General features: G+C 67.0%; 15 protein-coding genes and 1 pseudogene. 10 read left to right on the forward strand and 6 right to left on the reverse strand.

Translation table 11 applies throughout. From position 1 onward, the window contains the following. Positions 1 to 4 precede the first annotated feature (4 nt). The 3 genes from ABZ493_RS18945 to rfbA are packed head-to-tail and all read left to right on the forward strand — an operon-like array spanning position 5 to position 3,873. On the forward strand, positions 5 to 1,333 hold the full coding sequence (locus tag ABZ493_RS18945) for a glycosyltransferase family 4 protein (protein ID WP_430583677.1): 1,329 nt from the start codon (positions 5 to 7) through the stop codon (positions 1,331 to 1,333). Next, positions 1,330 to 2,979 (forward strand): glycosyltransferase, encoded by a 1,650-nt coding sequence (locus ABZ493_RS18950; protein ID WP_430583678.1) that lies wholly within the window; start codon positions 1,330 to 1,332, stop codon positions 2,977 to 2,979. The genes ABZ493_RS18945 and ABZ493_RS18950 overlap by 4 nt, the downstream gene beginning before the upstream one ends. 30 nt (positions 2,980 to 3,009) lie before the next feature. Further along, complete coding sequence (rfbA, locus tag ABZ493_RS18955) at positions 3,010 to 3,873, forward strand: glucose-1-phosphate thymidylyltransferase RfbA (protein WP_430583679.1); 864 nt, start codon at positions 3,010 to 3,012, stop codon at positions 3,871 to 3,873. A gap of 15 nt (positions 3,874 to 3,888) precedes the next feature. Here rfbA and rfbD read toward each other — a convergent pair whose 3' ends face one another. Continuing rightward, positions 3,889 to 4,773, reverse strand: a complete 885-nt coding sequence (gene rfbD / locus ABZ493_RS18960) for a dTDP-4-dehydrorhamnose reductase (protein ID WP_430583680.1) — start codon at positions 4,771 to 4,773, stop codon at positions 3,889 to 3,891. A 72-nt stretch (positions 4,774 to 4,845) separates the two neighbouring features. Between rfbD and rfbC the strand changes: the two genes are divergently transcribed. Then, a complete protein-coding gene (rfbC, locus tag ABZ493_RS18965) occupies positions 4,846 to 5,463 on the forward strand; it encodes a dTDP-4-dehydrorhamnose 3,5-epimerase (protein ID WP_430583681.1) in 618 nt (205 codons plus the stop codon). On the opposite strand, the gene ABZ493_RS18970 is transcribed toward rfbC, so the two are convergent. The 4 genes from ABZ493_RS18970 to ABZ493_RS18985 form a co-directional block, all read right to left on the reverse strand. Then, positions 5,439 to 5,879: a type II toxin-antitoxin system VapC family toxin gene (locus ABZ493_RS18970; RefSeq protein ID WP_430583682.1), complete on the reverse strand. Its 441-nt coding sequence runs from the start codon at positions 5,877 to 5,879 to the stop codon at positions 5,439 to 5,441. The two genes, rfbC and ABZ493_RS18970, sit on opposite strands and share 25 nt — an antisense overlap. Continuing rightward, a complete protein-coding gene (locus ABZ493_RS18975; protein WP_430583683.1) occupies positions 5,879 to 6,109 on the reverse strand; it encodes an Arc family DNA-binding protein in 231 nt (76 codons plus the stop codon). The genes ABZ493_RS18970 and ABZ493_RS18975 overlap by 1 nt, the downstream gene beginning before the upstream one ends. 94 nt (positions 6,110 to 6,203) lie before the next feature. Continuing rightward, the gene (gene rfbB, locus ABZ493_RS18980; RefSeq protein WP_430583684.1) at positions 6,204 to 7,199 is read right to left on the reverse strand and encodes a dTDP-glucose 4,6-dehydratase; all 996 of its coding nucleotides are present in this window, start codon (positions 7,197 to 7,199) and stop codon (positions 6,204 to 6,206) included. Positions 7,200 to 7,235: 36 nt separating this feature from the next. Then, entirely contained in the window at positions 7,236 to 8,549 is a 1,314-nt protein-coding gene (locus ABZ493_RS18985) for a UDP-glucose/GDP-mannose dehydrogenase family protein (protein ID WP_430583685.1), read from the reverse strand. A gap of 68 nt (positions 8,550 to 8,617) precedes the next feature. Here ABZ493_RS18985 and ABZ493_RS18990 point away from each other — a divergent pair, with 68 nt between their 5' ends. From ABZ493_RS18990 to ABZ493_RS19015, 6 genes and pseudogenes are all read left to right on the forward strand, one after another. Beyond that, positions 8,618 to 9,547 (forward strand): ABC transporter permease, encoded by a 930-nt coding sequence (locus tag ABZ493_RS18990; protein ID WP_430583686.1) that lies wholly within the window; start codon positions 8,618 to 8,620, stop codon positions 9,545 to 9,547. Continuing rightward, positions 9,534 to 10,487: an ABC transporter ATP-binding protein gene (locus ABZ493_RS18995; RefSeq protein WP_430583687.1), complete on the forward strand. Its 954-nt coding sequence runs from the start codon at positions 9,534 to 9,536 to the stop codon at positions 10,485 to 10,487. The genes ABZ493_RS18990 and ABZ493_RS18995 overlap by 14 nt, the downstream gene beginning before the upstream one ends. A gap of 3 nt (positions 10,488 to 10,490) precedes the next feature. Then, positions 10,491 to 11,648, forward strand: coding sequence for a UDP-N-acetylglucosamine 2-epimerase (non-hydrolyzing) (gene wecB, locus ABZ493_RS19000; RefSeq protein WP_430583688.1), 1,158 nt, complete (start codon positions 10,491 to 10,493; stop codon positions 11,646 to 11,648). Then, positions 11,645 to 13,897 (forward strand): DUF6270 domain-containing protein, encoded by a 2,253-nt coding sequence (locus tag ABZ493_RS19005; RefSeq protein ID WP_430583689.1) that lies wholly within the window; start codon positions 11,645 to 11,647, stop codon positions 13,895 to 13,897. Before wecB ends, ABZ493_RS19005 begins: the two co-directional genes overlap by 4 nt. Before the next feature lie 88 nt (positions 13,898 to 13,985). Then, positions 13,986 to 14,717, forward strand: a complete 732-nt coding sequence (locus tag ABZ493_RS19010; protein ID WP_430583690.1) for a polysaccharide pyruvyl transferase family protein — start codon at positions 13,986 to 13,988, stop codon at positions 14,715 to 14,717. A 100-nt stretch (positions 14,718 to 14,817) separates the two neighbouring features. Then, positions 14,818 to 16,074 (forward strand): annotated as a pseudogene (locus tag ABZ493_RS19015) (ISL3 family transposase). A 172-nt stretch (positions 16,075 to 16,246) separates the two neighbouring features. Here the strand turns inward: ABZ493_RS19015 and ABZ493_RS19020 are convergent. Beyond that, entirely contained in the window at positions 16,247 to 17,932 is a 1,686-nt protein-coding gene (locus ABZ493_RS19020; RefSeq protein WP_430583691.1) for a glycosyltransferase, read from the reverse strand. Between the last annotated feature and the right edge of the window lie 104 nt (positions 17,933 to 18,036).

Raw genomic sequence — 18,036 nt, forward strand, 5'->3', positions numbered from 1 at the left:
GACCATGCACGGCACCGGGGCGACGACGTCGTCGAAACGCTCCCGCGTGCTGCTGGTCACGCACCACTACCCGCCGGAGCACGGCGCCCCGCAGCGGCGGTGGGACACGCTGACGCCACGCCTCATGGACGCGGGCGTCGACGTCGCCGTCCTGACCCCGCCGCCGCACTACCCGAGCGGGCGGCTGCAGGACGCCGCCGCCGACCACCGGCCCGGGGCCGTCACGCGGGGGCGGCACGGCGAGCGCGTGGTCCGCACGAGGTTCCGCCCGCACGCCGCCGACCTGCTCTCGCGCACGATGGACCAGACCGTCGCGGCCTCGAGCGCCGTCGTCCTCGGCCTCCGACATTTCCGCCGGCCCGCCGTCCGCCCCGACGTGGTGGTCGGCACCGTGCCCGGCATCCCGTCGATGTTCGCCGCGTGGGCGCTGGCGCGCCTGCTGCGCGCCCGGCTCGTCATCGAGATGCGCGACGCCTGGCCGGACCTCATCGAGCCGAGCGGGGTGCTGGACGCGCGCCGCTCCGCCGCCTCCCGAGCGCTCGCGGGCGCGCGCGCCCTGGTGCACCGCGCGGTGACGCGGCTCCAGGCGCGGGCGGACGCCGTCGTCACGACCACCGAGACCTTCGCCCAGGTGCTGCTCGAGCGGGGCGTGCGGCGCGTCGCCGTGGTGCGCAACGGCACGTCGTTCCAGCCACTCTCCGACGAGGACGCCGCGGGCCTGCCCGACGACGGCGGGTCGCCGCCGGACCGGCCGCTGCGGGTCGTGTACGCGGGCACCGTGGGGCGCGCCCAGGACCTGCAGTCGGTGGTGCGCGCCGCGGCACAGGTGGCACGCCGCGGTCTGCGGCTCGACGTCCGCATCGTCGGGGCGGGCGCCCGCGTGCCGTTCCTCGAGGGGCTCGTGGCGGAGCTCGAGGCCCCCGTGACGTTCGTCGGGGCCGTGCCGCACGACGAGATCCGCCGCTACTACGCCTGGGCGGACACCGTGGTGGTGTCGCTGCGCAACTGGAAGCCGCTGGAGTGGACCGTGCCGTCGAAGCTGTACGAGGTGATGGCGTCGGGGGCGTACGCCACGGCGTGCGTGGCCGGCGAGGCCGCCGCGCTGGTGCAGCGCTCCGGCGCGGGGTCGGTGGTGCCGCCCGGCGACGTCGACGCGCTCACCGAGCTCTGGTCGGCCTGGGCGTCCTCCGGCGACATGCCCGCCGCCGACCCGCGCGCCGCGGAGTGGGTGGCCCGCAACGCCGACGACGACACGCTCGCCGCGCGGTACCTCGACCTGCTGCACGAGCTCACCGGCCCGGCGGCCGAGCGCGGCGACGTGGCGGCCCGATGACGCGCGTGCGCGAGCTGGCCCGCAACGCCCGCTTCGCGGCGTCCTTCGTGGGCGGCGCGCTGCGCACCGACCCGGCGTGGCTGGTGCTGCAGGCGGCGCGGCGGACCCCGGCACGGGTGAGCGCCGTCGTCGTGCCGTGGGTGGAGCGCGCGCTGGGCGACGGGACGTCCGGCGAGGCGGGACGGCTGCGCGCCGCGTGGCAGGCCGGCGACGTCGCGGCCCTGCGCGCGGCGGCCCCCGCGACGCGCGCCGGGCGCCGGGTCCGGGCGTCGCTGCTGGGTCAGGTCGCCGTGCTGGACGACCGACGACCCCCGGAAACGTCTCATGATGCGGACGGTTTCCCGGGGCGAGCGGGTGAAAAAATGCCGCGAACCGGACCGGGTGAAATTCGGTCCGGTTCCGACGTCCCCGTCGCGGTGCACCACCACCTGACGAACTCGCTGCCGCACACGCAGAGCGGGTACACCCTGCGCACCCACGCGATCCTCACGTCGCAGCGCGCCGCGGGGCACCGCGTCACGGCCACCACCCGCGCGGGCTACCCGCTGATGATCGGGGCGCTCGGCGCCCGCGGGGCGGACGTCGTCGACGGCGTCACCTACCGGCGCCTGGTGCCGCGCTCGCTGCCGGCGGACCACCGCCGCCGCGCCGCGGACGGCGCCCGCCTCCTGGCCCGCGCGCTCGGCGACGCGCGCCCCGCCGTCGTGCACGCCACCACCCCGTGGACCACCGGCGACGCCGCCCGGACCGCCGCCGCGCGGGCCGGCCTGCCCTGGGTCTACGAGGTGCGCGGCCTGCCCGAGGAGACGTGGGCCGCGTCGCACCCGACGCCCGAGGGGCGGGAGCGCGCCGCCGCGTCGGAGCGGTTCGCGCTCCTGCGGGCCCGCGAGACCGACCTCGCGCTCACCGCCGACCACGTCGTCACCCTCAGCGGCACGATGCGGGACGAGCTCGTGGGCCGCGGGGTGCCCCGCGAGCGCATCACCGTGGTCCCCAACGCCGTCGACGCCGCGCTGCTGGGCCCCGCGCCGTCCGCCGCCGAGGCGCGCGCCGCGCTGGGCCTGCGCACCGCGCCGTTCGTCGTCGGCACGGTGAGCAGCGTCGTCGGGTACGAGGGCCTGGACACCGTGCTGCGCACCGTCGCCATGCTGCGGTCGCGCGGCGTCGACGTGTCCGCGCTGATCGTGGGCGACGGCGTCGACCGACCGCGGCTGCTGCGCCTCGCCGCGGAGCTCGGGCTGGGCGAGCACGCCCTGCTGCCCGGGCGTGTGCCGCGCGACATCGCACGCACCTACCTCGCCGCGCTCGACGTCGTGCTGGTGCCGCGCCGTCCCGACCGCGTCACGCGGCTCGTCACGCCGCTCAAGCCCGTCGAGGCGATGGCCCTCGGGCGGCCCGTCGTCGCCAGCGATCTGCCCGCGCTCGCCGAGGTGCTCTCGCCGCTGGACTCCGGCCCGCCCGCCGGCGTGCTCGTCGACCCCGACGACACCACCGCGTGGGCCGACGCCGTCGCGCGCGTGCTCGGCGACGACACCCATCGCGCCGCGCTCGTCGACGCCGGTCGCCGTGTCGCCGCCGAGCGCACGTGGGAGCGGCTCGTGGGCCGGTACGCCGACGTCTATGCGCGGGTCACGGCACACTCGTAGGGACCGAACCCGACGGAGGGACTGGCAACGATGCGCGGAATCGTCCTGGCGGGCGGCAGCGGCACCCGGCTGCACCCGATCACCCTCGGGGTGAGCAAGCAGCTGGTACCGGTCTTCGACAAGCCGATGATCTACTACCCGCTGTCGACGCTGCTGCTCGCGGGCATCCGCGACGTGCTGGTCATCACGACTCCGCACGACGCCGAGCAGTTCCGGCGGCTGCTCGGGGACGGGTCGCAGTTCGGCATCTCGATCAGCTTCGCGGTCCAGGACGTCCCGAACGGGCTGGCGCAGGCGTTCGTGCTCGGCGAGGAGTTCATCGGCACCGACTCCGCGGCCCTGGTGCTGGGCGACAACATCTTCTACGGACAGGGGCTCGGAGACCAGCTCCAGAAGTACACGACCATCGACGGCGGCGCGGTGTTCGCCTACCGGGTCGCGGACCCCACGGCGTACGGGGTGGTCGAGTTCGACGCCGACGGTCGCGCCGTGTCGCTGGAGGAGAAGCCCGCACAACCGAAGTCGAACTACGCCGTGCCGGGCCTGTACTTCTACGACAACGACGTCGTCGAGATCGCGAAGGACCTCGCGCCCTCAGCACGCGGGGAGTACGAGATCACCGACGTCAACCGTGCCTACCTCGAGCGGGGCGACCTGCACGTGGAGGTGCTGCCGCGCGGCACGGCGTGGCTCGACACCGGCACGTTCGACTCGCTGCTGGAGGCCTCCGACTTCGTCCGCACGATCGAGCGTCGCCAGGGGCTCAAGGTCGGCGCACCCGAAGAGGTCGCCTGGCGGCGCGGCTTCCTGACCGACGACGAGCTGCGCGCCCGCGCAGAGAAGCTCACCAAGTCCGGCTACGGCACCTACCTGCTCGGCCTGCTCGAGCAGTAGCTCAGCCGAGCACTTTCAGGCGAGGACCTCGGCCGCGGCGGCGTCCCATCGTTCCGCCCAGTCGCCGATGGGTGCGACCCCGGCCGCGTGCAGGGCGTCGTGGCCCAGCACCGAGTAGGCGGGCCGCGGGGCGGGGCGCACGAACGCGTCACTGGTGGTGGGCTCCAGCGGCGTGGCCAGGCCCGCCGAGGCGAGGATGCGGCGGGTGAACCCGAACCACGACGTCCGGCCCGAGGCGGTGCCGTGGTACGTCCCGGCGGGCGCATCGGCTTCGACGAGCCGGACGATCAGGTCGGCCAGGTCGCGCGTCCAGGTGGGCTGACCGACCTGGTCGTCCACGACCGCGAGGCGGTCCTTCTCCGCGCCCAGGCGCGCCATCGTCTTCGGGAAGCAGCCGCCGTGCGCCCCGTACAGCCACGCCGTGCGCACGATCAGGTGGTCCGGCGCCTGCGCACGCACGGCCCACTCCCCCGCGGCCTTCGTGCGCCCGTACGCCGACACGGGCGCCAGCGGCGCATCCTCGCCGTACGGGGCGGTGGCGGCTCCGTCGAACACGTAGTCCGTCGACACCTGCACCAGGCGGGCGCCCGCCGCGTACGCGGCCCGCGCCAGGTTCGACGCCCCGGTCGCGTTGACGCGGAACGCGTCCCCCTCGTGCGCCTCGGCGTCGTCGACCGCCGTCCATGCCGCGCAGTTGACCACGACGTCGAACCCGCGCACCGCGGCCACGGTGGCGTCGGAATCCGTGACGTCCAGGTCCGCACGCCCCAGCCCGACGACGTCCGCACCCGCGTCGCGGAGGCGGGCCATCAGGTCGGTGCCCAGCATCCCGGCGGCGCCGACGACCAGCCACCGTCGGCCTGCGTGCGTCGCGGACGGTGCCGCTGTGGTCTCGGTCACCGTAGGATCCTACGGGCCCGCCCGTCGTCGACATCGGGCCGACACCGGGCCGACACTGCGAAGGAGCGCGCCGTGCAGATCCGCGAGCTGACCGTCCCCGGCGCCTACGAGATCACCCCGAAGCAGCACGGCGACCCCCGCGGCGTCTTCCTCGAATGGTTCAAGGCCGGGCCGTTCGCCGACGCCGTCGGCCACCCGCTCGACCTGCAGCAGGCCAACGCGTCGGTGTCCGCCGCCGGCGTGCTGCGCGGCATCCACTTCGCCGACGTCCCGCCCGGCCAGGCCAAGTACGTCACCTGTCCCAAGGGCGCCGTCCTCGACGTCGTCGTGGACATCCGCGTCGGCTCCCCCACCTTCGGGCAATGGGACTCCGTACTGCTCGACGACGTCGACCGCCGCGCCATCTACCTCGGCGAAGGCCTCGGGCACGCGTTCATGTCCCTGGAGGACGACTCGACCGTGCTCTACCTGTGCTCCGCGGGCTACAACCCCGGCCACGAGCACGGCATCCAGCCGCTGGACCCCGAGGTCGGCATCCAGTGGCCCACCACCGCCCGCGACGGCTCGCCCCTGGTCGCGCAGCTGTCCGAGAAGGACACCGCCGCCCCCAGCCTCACCGAGGCGAAGGCCCAGGGCCTGCTGCCCACCCACGACACCGTCCAGGACTACCTCGCGTCGCTGCGTTCCTGAGGCAGATCCCAGGGGTTGAGCATCCGAACGCCCAGAGGCTCGAAGTGCTTGACGTTGCGGGTCACCATCACCATGCCGTGGGCCTCGGCCGTCGCGGCGATGAGCACGTTGTTGGCCGGTGCCTCCTCGGGTACGGGGTAGCGGCCGAAGATGCGGGCGGCGCGGATGTCAAAGGGGAGCACCCGGTTCGTGGCCGTGAAGGCGGGCAGCACCTGACCCTCGAACCACTCCCGCAGGACGGCTCCCTGCGACTGGTCGTCGCGCTCCTTGCGTCGGACACCCTGCTCGATCTCGGCGAGGTTGAGCGCGGTCGTGTACAGGTCGACCAGTGGGACGGCGCGCAACCATGCCTCGACGGCCGGTGCGCGCCCGGGCACGCGGACAGCGGAGATGACGTTCGTGTCGAGCACGTACATCAGAAGTCGACCACTCGGACGTCGATCCTCGTGGCCTCGGGCTCCCAGTCGAAGTTCGCCTCTGGTCGCGGATCCGCCACCAGATCGACGAGCGTGACGGGACGCTCGTTCAGGGCATCGCTGAGGATCGCGCGCGCCTCAGCCTCGACGGAGCGGCGGTTGCGCTCGGCGCGGGCGCGCAAGCTCGCTTTGGTGCCGTCGGGCAGGCTTCTGATCAGTACCTGTTCCATGGTGCGCGCCTCCGACTCGCATTGATATCGTCGCCACGATATCAACGAGCGCAGGAGTGCCCTGCGGCCTCGCGTGGTCCGCGCAACGCCCTGCCTACTGGCCGGTGCGGGCGTACTTCGCCTCCACCGCGGCCTTCGCCGGGCGCCACCAGCCCTCGTTCGCCCGGTACCAGTCGACCGTCGCGGCCAGGCCCGAACGGAAGTCGGTGAACCGCGGCGACCAGCCCAGCTCCTCACGCAGCTTGGTGGCGTCGATGGCGTAGCGCAGGTCGTGCCCCGGCCGGTCGGCGACATGGTCGAAGTCGTCCGCGTCCCGCCCGAACAGCTCGTTCAGGCTGCGCACCACCTCGAGGTTGCTCGTCTCGCCGTCAGCGCCGATGAGGTACGTCTCCCCCACCCGGCCTCGGTCGATGATCGCCCACACCGCCGCGTTGTGATCGGCCACGTGGATCCAGTCCCGCACGTTCAGCCCCGCCCCGTACAACCGCGGGCGGATCCCGTCGATGAGGTTCGTCACCTGGCGCGGGATGAACTTCTCCACGTGCTGGTACGGGCCGTAGTTGTTCGAGCAGTTCGAGATCGTGGCCTCGACGCCGAACGACCGCACCCACGCCCGCACCAACAGGTCCGAGCCGGCCTTCGTCGACGAGTACGGGCTGGACGGGTTGTACGGCGTGGCCGGGGTGAACTTCTCGTCGCCCTCCAGCGGCAGATCCCCGTACACCTCGTCCGTGGAGATGTGGTGGTACCGCACGCCGTGGCGGCGCACGGCCTCCAGCAGCGTGAACGTGCCCACCACGTTCGTCTGCACGAACGGCGACGGGTCCGTCAGCGAGTTGTCGTTGTGCGACTCCGCCGCGAAGTGCACGACGACGTCCGCGTCCGCGACCAGGCCGTCGACGAGCTCCGCGTCGGTGATCGACCCCTGCACGAAGCTCACCCGGTGCGCCACCGGGTCCAACGACGACCGGTCCCCGGCGTACGTCAACGCGTCCAGCACCGTCACCGTCGCGTCCGGACGCTCCGCCACCGTCTGCTGGACGAAGTTCGCCCCGATGAAGCCGGCACCGCCGGTGACCAGAACACGCATGAAGGCCCGAACCTGTCTGTGGAGGGACCGACCGGCTCAGCGCCGGCCGAGGGCACGATACTGCCAGCCCGCGTCGGTCCAGGCTGTGCGGCTGAGGGCGTTGCGGCCGTCGAGGATCGTGCGCTGCGCGACGAGCGTCCCCACACGCTCCGGGTCGAGGTCGCGGTACTGCCTCCACTCCGTGAGCAGCAGGACGGCGTCCGCGCCGGCGAGAGCGGCCTCCAGGTCCCGCTCGTAGTGGAGGCGCGGCTGCTTCGCGCGGGCATTGTCGATGGCCTGCGGGTCGTGCACGGTGACGACCGCGCCCAGCTCGGACAGCCGCGCCGCGACGTCGAGCGCGGGCGAGTCGCGGACGTCGTCGCTGTCGGGCTTGAAGGACGCCCCCAAGACCGTGACCCGCTTCCCCGTGATGGAACCGTCGAGCACTTCTCGGGCGAGCTCGACCATACGCACTCGACGGCGGATGTTGATGGCGTCGACCTCACCGAGGAACGCGACGGCCTCACCGGCGCCCAGTTCGTCCGCACGCGCCATGAACGCCCGGATGTCCTTGGGGAGGCAACCTCCCCCGAAGCCGAGACCCGCGTTGAGGAAGCGTCGGCCGATGCGAGCGTCGTGTCCGATTGCGTCCGCGAGCTGCGTGACGTCCGCGCCTGCGACCTCGCACAGCTCCGCCATCGCGTTGATGAACGAGATCTTCGTGGCGAGGAACGAGTTCGCCGCCACCTTGACGAGTTCAGCGGTAGGCAGGTCGGAGACGATGCGTGGGATGCCGGTCGACAACGGGGCTTCGTACACCGCGTCGAGTGCGGCAGTGACGGTCACGGCTGCCTCCCCGCCCGGCACGCCATAGACGATGCGGTCGGGGCTCAGGGTGTCCTGGACAGCGAATCCTTCCCGGAGGAACTCCGGGTTCCACGCGAGATGCGCGCCCGGCACGGCACGCCGCACGACCTCCGCGAGCCGCTCGGCGGTACCGACAGGCACTGTGGATTTACCCACAACGATTTCACCCGCTGAAAGATGCGCGGTCAGGTTCTGGATGGCCGCATCGACGTAGGTCAGGTCGGCGGCGTAGCCGTCTGCACGCTGCGGCGTTCCGACGCAGACGAAGTGGACCTGAGCACCTCGAACAGCCGATAGGTCCGTGGTGACCTGAAGACGCCCTGTGGCGCTGACCTCAGTCAAGAGCTCGCCGAGCCCGGGCTCGTAGAACGGCGGCGTTCCAGCTGCGAGCGCGTCCACCTTGGCCGCATCGACGTCGACACCCACGACGTCGTGGCCCAGCTTGGCCATGCTCGCTGCATGCACCGCGCCCAGGTAGCCCAGGCCGATCACCGAGATCCTCACGCTTCCACCCTTCCCAACGACGAACCGTGGAGACGGTAGCGCACACCATCCCCTTAAGATGCGGGGCGATGACGCACGAGACGGGTGTTCAGCAGGGCGCGGAGACGCGCCCCGCTGACCTGTACGCCGAGCTCTTCGGCAAGCAGGCCTCTACTCTCGAGGTAGTCTCCACCGGTCGCCTCACCCCGGTGGGTGCGCGGCCCCCGATCCGCACCTACCTCGCGCAGTTGTGGAAGCGGCGGCACTTCCTGTGGGCCGAGGCGCGGGCCAAGGTCACCAGCGGCACGCGGGAGACCCTGCTGGGGCAGGCGTGGCTGGTCCTCAACCCGATGCTCAACGGGCTGGCCTACTACCTGATCTTCGGCAAGGTACTCGGGGCCGACCGAGGGATTCCCAACTTCCTGGGCTACCTCATCATCGGCGTCTTCTTGTTCCAGTTCACCTCGCAGAGCGTGACCGGGGGCGCGAAATCCGTCGCTGGCGGGCGAAACCTCATCCGCGCATTTAGTTTCCCTCGAGCGTCGCTGCCTATCTCTGTGGTGCTGCGTCGCGTCCTCAACCTCGTGCCAACGCTTAGCGCGATGCTCGTGCTGATCTTGATACTTCCAGAGCGAGAAAACTGGAACTCGGTCGCCGCACTCTTCCCGATCGTGTTAGTACTGCAGACAGTGTTCGTGACCGGGCTAGCCCTCCTACTCGCCCGTGCTGCGGCTTCATTACCAGACCTCAACCAACTCATCGGCGTGCTGATGCGCTTTTGGCTGTACGGGTCAGCAGTGTTCTTCTCTATCGAACGCTTCGAGAACTATCCGTTGATCGTCGGGTTGATGGAAGCGAACCCCATGTACATGGTTCTCGACGCCGCCCGCGACACGCTGCTCTACGGGGTCGCTCCCTCTGTGTCGACCTGGGTGGGATTGAGCGCGTGGGCTTTGGGCACCCTCGTCGTGGGCTTCGCTGTGTTCTGGCAGGCGGAGGAGTCCTATGGCCGTGTCTGAACTCGCCGTGCCGGATCCCTTCGCCCAGGCCACCGTGGCCGTGCAGGACGTCAGCGTCCGTTACCGCGTGCCCTCGACGGACGCCGCCGAGCGTAGGCGACGCGTCAACCCGGTCGTGCGGGCCGCACGCACTGTGCTGGGCAACGATCCCAAGGTGCTCGTGCGCGCACTGTCGGGCATCTCGTTCGTGGCGAGGTCGGGCGAGCAGATCGGCTTGGTAGGACAGAACGGTTCAGGCAAGAGCACGCTGCTGCGCATCATCGCCGGGCTGGAGAACCCCGCGAAGGGTCGCGTGCTCGCAGAGAGCACGCCGGTGCTCATCGGCGTGAACGCCGCCCTGGTCCCAGACCTGTCGGGCGAGGAGAACATCCGCCTCGGCTGCCTTGCCATGGGGCTCACGCCCGCCCAGGCCGAGGCCGCCGTGCCAGAGGTCACGGAACACGCTGGGCTCGGAAAGTCCATCTACCTGCCGATGAAGACCTACTCGTCTGGCATGGGAGCTCGCCTACGTTTCGCGATCGCCACGGCGTCCAACCCGCACATCCTCCTCATCGACGAGGCCCTCGCCACAGGCGATGCCGCCTTCAAAGAACGCAGTGAGGCTCGAATGCAGGCACTGCGGAAGCGCGCCGGCACCGTATTCCTGGTGTCCCACGCCGCGCAGACCATCGAGGAGAGTTGCACGCGTGCAATCTGGCTCAACCATGGCCGCCTCGTGCTCGACGGGCCCGCCGAAGACGTAGCGCTGCGCTACCGGAAGTGGGCATGGGCGGTCGCCAAGGACAAGCCGGATGAGGCGAAACGAATCATCGAGACCGCATTCGCCGAGCGGGAGCAGACCACCGTTCGGGTGGAGGAGGCACGCTCGTCCCGCCACTACACCTCCCGTCACGTGAGGCCCCGGAACGCCTCGTCCGGGCGCAACCAGGGAGGTCGGTAGCCAATGCGGCCACGCATCATGACCGTGTATGGCACCCGCCCCGAGGCGATCAAAGTCGCGCCGGTTATCAGAGCCCTCGAGGCGAGCACGGAGCTCGACTCAGTCACCGTGGTCACCGGTCAGCACCGCGAGATGCTCGACCAGGTCAACGAAATCTTCGGTATCACTCCTGACCACGACCTCGACATCTTCGAGCACGGCGCATCGCTCTCGATGATCGTTGCTCGCGTCCTCGAACGCCTCGATCCCGTTCTCGAGGCGGAAAAACCCGCAGCGATCATCGTGCAGGGTGACACATCCACCTCAACGGCCGCCGCACTCGCCGCCTTCCACCGTGGAATTCCGGTGGTACACGTCGAGGCGGGCCTCCGCTCGGGGAACATCTCGTCGCCTTTCCCAGAAGAGGCGAACCGACGGCTGACTTCACAACTCTCGACACTCCACCTCGCACCTACACAGGTGAACCGCAACAACCTTTTACGCGAAGGCGTCGCCCCGGACGCCATCGCCGTGACAGGGAACACGGTGATCGATGCACTCTTCGCCTCGGTACAGCACAAAACCCCGTTTGACGACCCGGTACTCGAGAACCTCGCCGACTCAGGCCGACGCATCCTCCTCGTTACGACCCACCGCCGCGAGAACTGGGGCGGCGCAATGCGGGGCGTCGGGCGAGCCCTTGCGCACCTGGCAAGGGCGTTCCCCGAGGTGCAGCTCGTACTGCCCGCGCACCGCAACCCTTTCGTCCGCGAAGCCCTGCTTCCGCACCTCGTCGGCATCAACAACGTTACAATCACGGAGCCACTGGCCTACGGCGAGTTCACCCGGATGCTGTCCCTTGCAACTATCGTCCTAACCGACTCCGGTGGTGTTCAGGAAGAGGCACCGTCTCTGGGCAAGCCCGTGCTCGTCATGCGAGATAACACCGAGCGGCCCGAGGCAGTGGCCGCTGGAAACGTGCGTCTCGTAGGCACCGACGAGCAGCGCATTGTCGAGGAAGTCACCACCCTAATTACCGACGAAGCCGCATATCTTTCGATGGCCCGCGCGGTCAACCCTTATGGGGACGGACGCAGCGCAACCCGGGCCGTTGCAGCCATCACCCACCTGCTCACGCTCGGTCCGCGTCCCGCAGACTGGGGAATCAAAGGAACCACATGAGCAAGAACCGCGTCTTCATCTACGGATCATGCGTCTCGCGCGACACATTCGAACACCTCGACCCGACCCAGTTTGAACTACTGCAGTATGTCGCCCGGCAGTCGGCTCTCAGCGCGTACACCCGTCCCGTGACACTGGTGGGCCCGCCCCAACTCGAATCGCCGTTCCAGCAGCGAATGGTCTCAGGTGACTACGCATCCAGCATGCAAACGCTAGTACCTGAGGTAGCGTCACAGACGGACCTTGTCATTGTCGACCTCGTCGACGAGCGCCTAGGTGCGTACGTGCTCCCCGACGGCTCCGTCGTCACACGTTCACCCGAGCTCATTCAGTCGGGTGCAGAACAGCACCTGCCTCCCGGTTCCCAGCACTTCCCGTTCGGCAGCGAGCAACACTTCCAGTACTGGTCGCAGGGAATAGCCGCGGTCGGCGCGCTCATTCGCCACCACATGCCCCACGCGGCAATTGTGCTCCTCGACATTCCATGGGCCGAGAGGTCGGAATCCGGAACACCCACGCCTCCGAGTTTCGGAGTCACGGCATCCGAAGCGAACCCGATCTTTCAGCCATACGTGAACGTCGCTGCAGACGCCCTCAGCGCGAGGGTCATCTCGATGCGGCCCGGTGCCGTCACGTCCAGCCCGGATCATCCGTGGGGCGATGCGCCATTCCATTACGCCGAGCGCGTCTATCTCGAAATCGTACGTCGACTTACGGGACAAGATGGCCGCAACGCCCGGCCCCCTGCGGCCGAACCAGATGCCCCACTCGAGCTTTCCGACCAGCCGAAAACGCAAAGTCGACCGAGCCGATCGCCCAAGGCGCCCTCCAAGACTTCCTCTGCCGAGTCCAAGGGCACTGACAGCCTCAAGCTACGCGCCAACCAAGTGGCGGCGATACATACCACTCTCCGCCACCAGCTCCCGGGGAAATGGCACCGTCACGCCATCTGGAGTCGGGGACCAGCGTCGGTGCACGAATTCAAGCTGGGCGATATCGTCCTCGCGTTTGACATCCTCGTTCGAAATGACGAGGTGGACGTTCAACTGGTGCCAAAAGACCGGTCGCACACCGAATCGCTCATCGATCTCCTCAAGAGTCACTCAATTACTTTCAAGGAAGCCGGCCTCGCAAAGGGGCGGGTATCAGTCTGGCATGCAAGGATTCCGGCAGGAATCGTCGACGACAAATTTGCGCAATCCCTGCAGAACCGGATTGTGTCGATTCGCACTTCCATTTCAGAAGTCAGCGCACGCCCTACTGGCTCCCGTTCCGGATCTCATGCGAGCCTCCCGCGCGCCAACCCTTACGACTACGGGAAATTCGGGCCCGTTTTCGGTGCCAACAATGGTTCTCTCAACATCCGGTCAATTTCCGACGATGGCGTCTATCGCTTAGGAACGCCGTCAGCTCCGCTCGACGTCCTGGTTACCGGAATTTCCCATCTTCAACAGGACAATGGCCCCCGTGTTGCACTCGTCGTCCTTAGCGGAATGGTCGGCGATCGATCCAATCTCAGAGGCCCCTTCTTCTCTGGGGCCCAGGTAGCCAAGGTTTCGGGTATCACAACAATTAGCGTTTCTGATCCCAGTTTGTCCCTAAACAACGAGTTACGTTTGGGCTGGTACCTCGGCACCAAAAGCCGACCCGAACTGCCCATCGAGATCGCACAATTGATCGATGGACTCGGAGACCTTTGGGGCGCTGACATCTACTTTATCGGCGGCTCGGGTGGCGGATTCGCGGCCCTCAATATCGCGCGCCACATGAACCTGGGCGTCGGAGGACTAATCGTCAATCCTCAGACCGCCGTGTCCAACTACTCGCTTGAACACGTCAATACGTACCTCCGCACGGCGAGCGGTGTCCACACACAGGTCCGCACAGCTCAGGAAGCCCGCGCGGCTCTCGATGAGCTGGGCGTGCTCCACGATGTCACCAGTGCTACGTGGAGTAAGGATCATTTCCTCATCGCACAGAACGAGACTGACTGGCACGTCACCGCACACCTCAAGCCGCTAATGGTAAAGGGCACTTGGGAGCGTGTCGATCAACGGATTCACGTGGATCAAGCTCGAGGCCTCACCGTGTACATGCGCGACTGGGGCGATGGACATGCAGCATTCCCATCGCGGTCGACGATTCCGGAACTGATGCGTACCGTTGGTCCCCTTCAGCACCCGGTTCTTGTCGCCCGACAGCTTGATCATCTACTTGACCAGCAGGCCCTCGCGGCGCCCCGCCGATAAGTCCTGTTTGGGCCGACGAGAAATGCGAAGGCCGCGCCCGAAGCGCCCGATGCATGAGCGATGCAAACCCCCGGATAGATAGGTCGACATGAAGTCAGTATTCTATTGGAGTCCGATCCTTGACTCTGTCACAGGACAGTTCCGACTGTCTGAAGTGCGCAAGGGGTTGCCCGCGTACAATTTCGGCGACGTGCTGGGCCTCGAACTGCTACAAAAGGTTACGGGTAGAAGGTTCGCATATGGCGGAGTCAAGACTGCCGACATCTTCGTAACCGGCACCGTCGGGCAACTCGTCGAGATGCATGGGGGCGCCAAGGAAGGAGCCGTGATCGCCGGTATCGGCACCGATCCTAAGCGGGAGCCAAAGATCGACTGGGCGAACCGCTACGATGTGCGGCTGGTACGGGGGCCGCTCACGCGCGACCGTTGGGGACTTGCTTCCGGTATCCCGTTGGGAGATCCCGGCCTCATCGCCCAGGAGGCCTTTGGCGTTGTAGAGAAGCAGTATCAGATCGGATACGTGCGACACTTCAAGGATCGAACTGAAGCGCCAGCAGAACTGCGTCACTCTGGCAAGAGCATCATGATTGATGCTGGAACGGCGCCGTCAGAAGCCATCCCACTCATCGCATCGTGCGAGCGTATTATCACCAGTTCTCTCCACGGCGCGGTGGTAGCGGACTCCTATGGCATCCCTTGGAGGCGTCACCGCGCCCCGGTTGGCCTCGACCTGAAGTGGGAAGACTACCGGCTCGCGATTGAAGAGCGAGGCATCGAGGAGTTGAAGGCCGGAATATACGAGGTTCTCAGCGACCTGTAATCGGGCTCTTCGCAGATTTGGGTGCGGCGGTACATTTGGGGTGGCGTCGTGGTCCCCCAGGATGGATTTTTTGGACACTGTCCATCTGGAAGCCCTCGATGTGGACGACGCTACCTTCTGCTCTCCTGGCCTGACGATGCGTTCTGGTCTTGAGCCCGATCGTGCGGTACTGGACTGCCGCGCGTGGTCGAGCCTGACTGGTGTGCCGCCCGGTGCAGGTGCGAAGGAGGCCCACGGGGCGCCGTAGAGCAGAGGATCGCGCACAAGCCGTTCGGATCGCGGCCGGTGACGCTGCTCGCTAAGGCGCGCCGCTTCCGATGCCCGGCATGCGGGCACGTGTGTGTCAGGACCCCACCAAGTCGGCCGGGCCGGGGGCGAAGCCGTCCCGCGCAGGCGTGCACTGGTTTCTGTCGGGCTCGTCGTCCAGCACCTGACGGTCGCCCGCATCGCGGCGGCTTTCGCGGCGTCGTGGCACACCGCGAAACGACGCCGTCCTGGCCGAGGCGGCACTTCGTCCTGATCCACTGCCCGGCCCGGTTCGACGGCGTGACCGTGATCGTCGTGGACGAGGACGTGTGTCGCCACACTCGCCGCGGCGAGAAGTAGGTCACCGCGCTCATAGACCTCACCCCGATCCGACCGCCCAGGCTGCTCGACATGGTCAAGGTGACCGAAGAAGGCCTCAGGAACTGGCTCTCAGGGCGGCCCAAGGCTTGGCGACGGCGTGGACGTCTTCGCGACGGACGGCCTCACCGCCATCAGGACCGCCGCGGCGGAGGAGCTGCCGGACGCGGCCTGGGTGCTGGAGCCGTTCCACGTGGTCAGGCTGGCTGGCAACGCATTGAACAACTGTCGCTGCCGCATCCAGCAGCAGCTGCGCTGCTGCCGCGGGCCGAGCGAAGAATCCACGCTACGAGGCCGGGCGCATTACACGGGAGCCGACCTGCTCACCGACCGACAGGCCGCGCGCCTCGAAGCGTTGTTCGCCGGCGACGAGCATGCCGCGCACGAGGCGACCTAGAGCATCTACCGGCGCATGATCACCGCCTAACGACACCCCGAGCGGGCCCGCGAGTGCGAGCTCATGACCGGTCTCATCGACGCAGTCAGTCACGGCCTCCCGACCGCACTGATTGAGGTCATTGCGCTCGGCCCCGGACATTGAAGAAGCGGGCGACCGACATCCCGGCCCACTTCGCCCCCCGGGACGAGCAGCGGCCCCAGCGAGGCGAAGAACGGGCGCCTCGAACGCCTACGCGGCTCCGCCCTCGGGTTTCGCAAGATCACCCACTACATCGCCCGATCTCTGCTCGAGGCCGGAGGCTCCAGACTGCTGCTACACCCTCATCTGCGATGAGCCTGTAATTGTCATGTAGTGGACACCGGATATGCACACAGGTGGCATGGGGGACGCTCATTTCGGCTCTCTGCCATTGCGCCCTGCTGAGCAACTACCGGGCCTTACCCGCACTGCGGCGACGAGCAGCGGGGAGGCGACGCGCCAGGGCCACCTCACCCGCCAACGGTTTCTAGATCACGGTTTTGTTACGTGCGCGCCTCAAGGCGCTGATGTCACGCGCAAGAACCGCACGGAACTCCTGCTCGAGCGAGGCTCCCTTCGCGAAACGCAATACGGCTTCATCCGGCAGGGTCCTCGAAATCGTGGCAGCGTAGCGATCCAGAAGTTCTTGCGCAATGGCATCCTTGGACATTTCTGATATTCTTCGCAGCATCTGGTATGAGCCGACGCTCCGATCAAGGAGGACTCTCGCGGCCAGGCGATCCCTGATATATATTGGGAGATTCGCGGTGTCAAGAATGTCCGCGAACCTGTCTAGGTGGGACAGGATCCCGCGCATAAAGCTCAACCAAGAACCGCTTCCCTGCGATAGGTGGGCGTTCTCGCCCGGAAATGGGTCGCCACGCACTATGTAGTCACGATCGCAGAGTGCCATGAACGCCTCAGCACGAACGGAGAAGTGAAGGACAAATTCACTGTCCTCACCATAGTGGACGCCGCTGGGGAATCGACTACCAAAAGATCGAACATCGTCCAACCTGAAGGCCGAAAGTGCGAGCATCGTCCACAAGGAATCGACAATATCGACCCGGATCTGTTTCTTTGCTGGGGCGCGATAGATGGATCGCCCGGCCCGCCGATGTCGCATCGTCACGCGCTGCGAGTCGCTCGTACCTATATATTCGAGGAGTTCGCTCAGGCTCTCATCGACGAAAAAGTCATCATCGTCGAGAAACATGACGTAGCGCCCCGTGGCCACATCAATAACGGTGTTCCTGCCCTCGGAGGGCCCACCAGTCGCGACCCTGTTCCGCAGGGCAGTAACACTGATCTGATCCCCGACCTTCAGGCTTTCGAGCATTCGCACGAAGTCCCTGTACGACTCCGAAGTAGACCCGTCGTCGACGACGAAGACCTCGACTTGGCTTCCTTCAGGAATGGTTTGACTAAGGATACTCTGCACAGCGCGGTTGACAGTTTCTGGACGCTCGTACGTGGTAATTCCAATCGTCAAGAGCGGTCGCTTGGATCGTTGCCGGGAAGTGGCTATTCTCCATCCGACATTCTCCCTTATTACGCGGGATGGGCGCCCTTCTAGGATGACGTTCCGCTCATTCGTCCAGTCGGAAATTACCATCGATCCAACGTTTACTATCGTGTCGTCCCCGATGGCCCCACCCGAAGCTACAACGACATTTTCTCGAATATGGTTTCGCGATCCTATTCGAAGCCCCGATGTTGGATTGAGGATCGTTTTGTCACGCAGATCATAGATCACATAATCGTCGCCACGGACGGTGAACCCATCGCCGAACGAGTTTCCCGATCCGATCGACACGCCATATGCGTTGGGCGCAGCGATAGTTCCGTTGCCCAAGAATGTGTTGAGGTGTCCGATGTCGACGTACGAAACGTCTGGTATTTGCTCGGGTTCACTGGGAAAATGGATACGCAGGGTTCCGCTTGTAATCTCATTGCCGGTCCCAAGAAGAACGCGGCAGTTGCTCTCACCGCGAAGGTCCACTACCAAGGATCCACTTCCAGAGATTTTCTGGAGGTGCACTACGTTCCTGGCGCTGTCAGCGTCTAGGAGGACGATAACGTTATCGGGTAGTTCTTGTACGTTCTGAACCAGTGTGCCGTCGTAATAAATCGAGTTCTGGCTCAGGGAATCGATTCCGTTAGACGTGTTCATAACGGCGCCAGCTTGTTGTCCACCATGGACAGCGCGGAGCCGATGGCCATGTGCATGTCGAGGTACTGGTACGTGCCCAGCCGGCCACCGAAGTGCACGTCCGC

The sequence above is a fragment of the Isoptericola sp. NPDC019482 genome, from assembly GCF_040632295.1.
Taxonomy (GTDB): domain Bacteria; phylum Actinomycetota; class Actinomycetes; order Actinomycetales; family Cellulomonadaceae; genus Isoptericola.

What these genes read in the sequence shown, in the direction of transcription:
- ABZ493_RS18945 (WP_430583677.1), top strand. Translation starts at nt 5, where the DNA reads ATGCACGGCACCGGGGCGACGACGTCGTCGAAACGCTCCCGCGTGCTG.
- ABZ493_RS18950 (WP_430583678.1), top strand. Translation starts at nt 1,330, where the DNA reads ATGACGCGCGTGCGCGAGCTGGCCCGCAACGCCCGCTTCGCGGCGTCC.
- rfbA (WP_430583679.1), top strand. Translation starts at nt 3,010, where the DNA reads ATGCGCGGAATCGTCCTGGCGGGCGGCAGCGGCACCCGGCTGCACCCG.
- ABZ493_RS18970 (WP_430583682.1), bottom strand. Translation starts at nt 5,879, where the DNA reads ATGTACGTGCTCGACACGAACGTCATCTCCGCTGTCCGCGTGCCCGGG.
- ABZ493_RS18975 (WP_430583683.1), bottom strand. Translation starts at nt 6,109, where the DNA reads ATGGAACAGGTACTGATCAGAAGCCTGCCCGACGGCACCAAAGCGAGC.
- rfbB (WP_430583684.1), bottom strand. Translation starts at nt 7,199, where the DNA reads ATGCGTGTTCTGGTCACCGGCGGTGCCGGCTTCATCGGGGCGAACTTC.
- ABZ493_RS18990 (WP_430583686.1), top strand. Translation starts at nt 8,618, where the DNA reads ATGACGCACGAGACGGGTGTTCAGCAGGGCGCGGAGACGCGCCCCGCT.
- ABZ493_RS18995 (WP_430583687.1), top strand. Translation starts at nt 9,534, where the DNA reads ATGGCCGTGTCTGAACTCGCCGTGCCGGATCCCTTCGCCCAGGCCACC.
- wecB (WP_430583688.1), top strand. Translation starts at nt 10,491, where the DNA reads ATGCGGCCACGCATCATGACCGTGTATGGCACCCGCCCCGAGGCGATC.
- ABZ493_RS19005 (WP_430583689.1), top strand. Translation starts at nt 11,645, where the DNA reads ATGAGCAAGAACCGCGTCTTCATCTACGGATCATGCGTCTCGCGCGAC.
- ABZ493_RS19010 (WP_430583690.1), top strand. Translation starts at nt 13,986, where the DNA reads ATGAAGTCAGTATTCTATTGGAGTCCGATCCTTGACTCTGTCACAGGA.
- ABZ493_RS19020 (WP_430583691.1), bottom strand. Translation starts at nt 17,932, where the DNA reads ATGAACACGTCTAACGGAATCGATTCCCTGAGCCAGAACTCGATTTAT.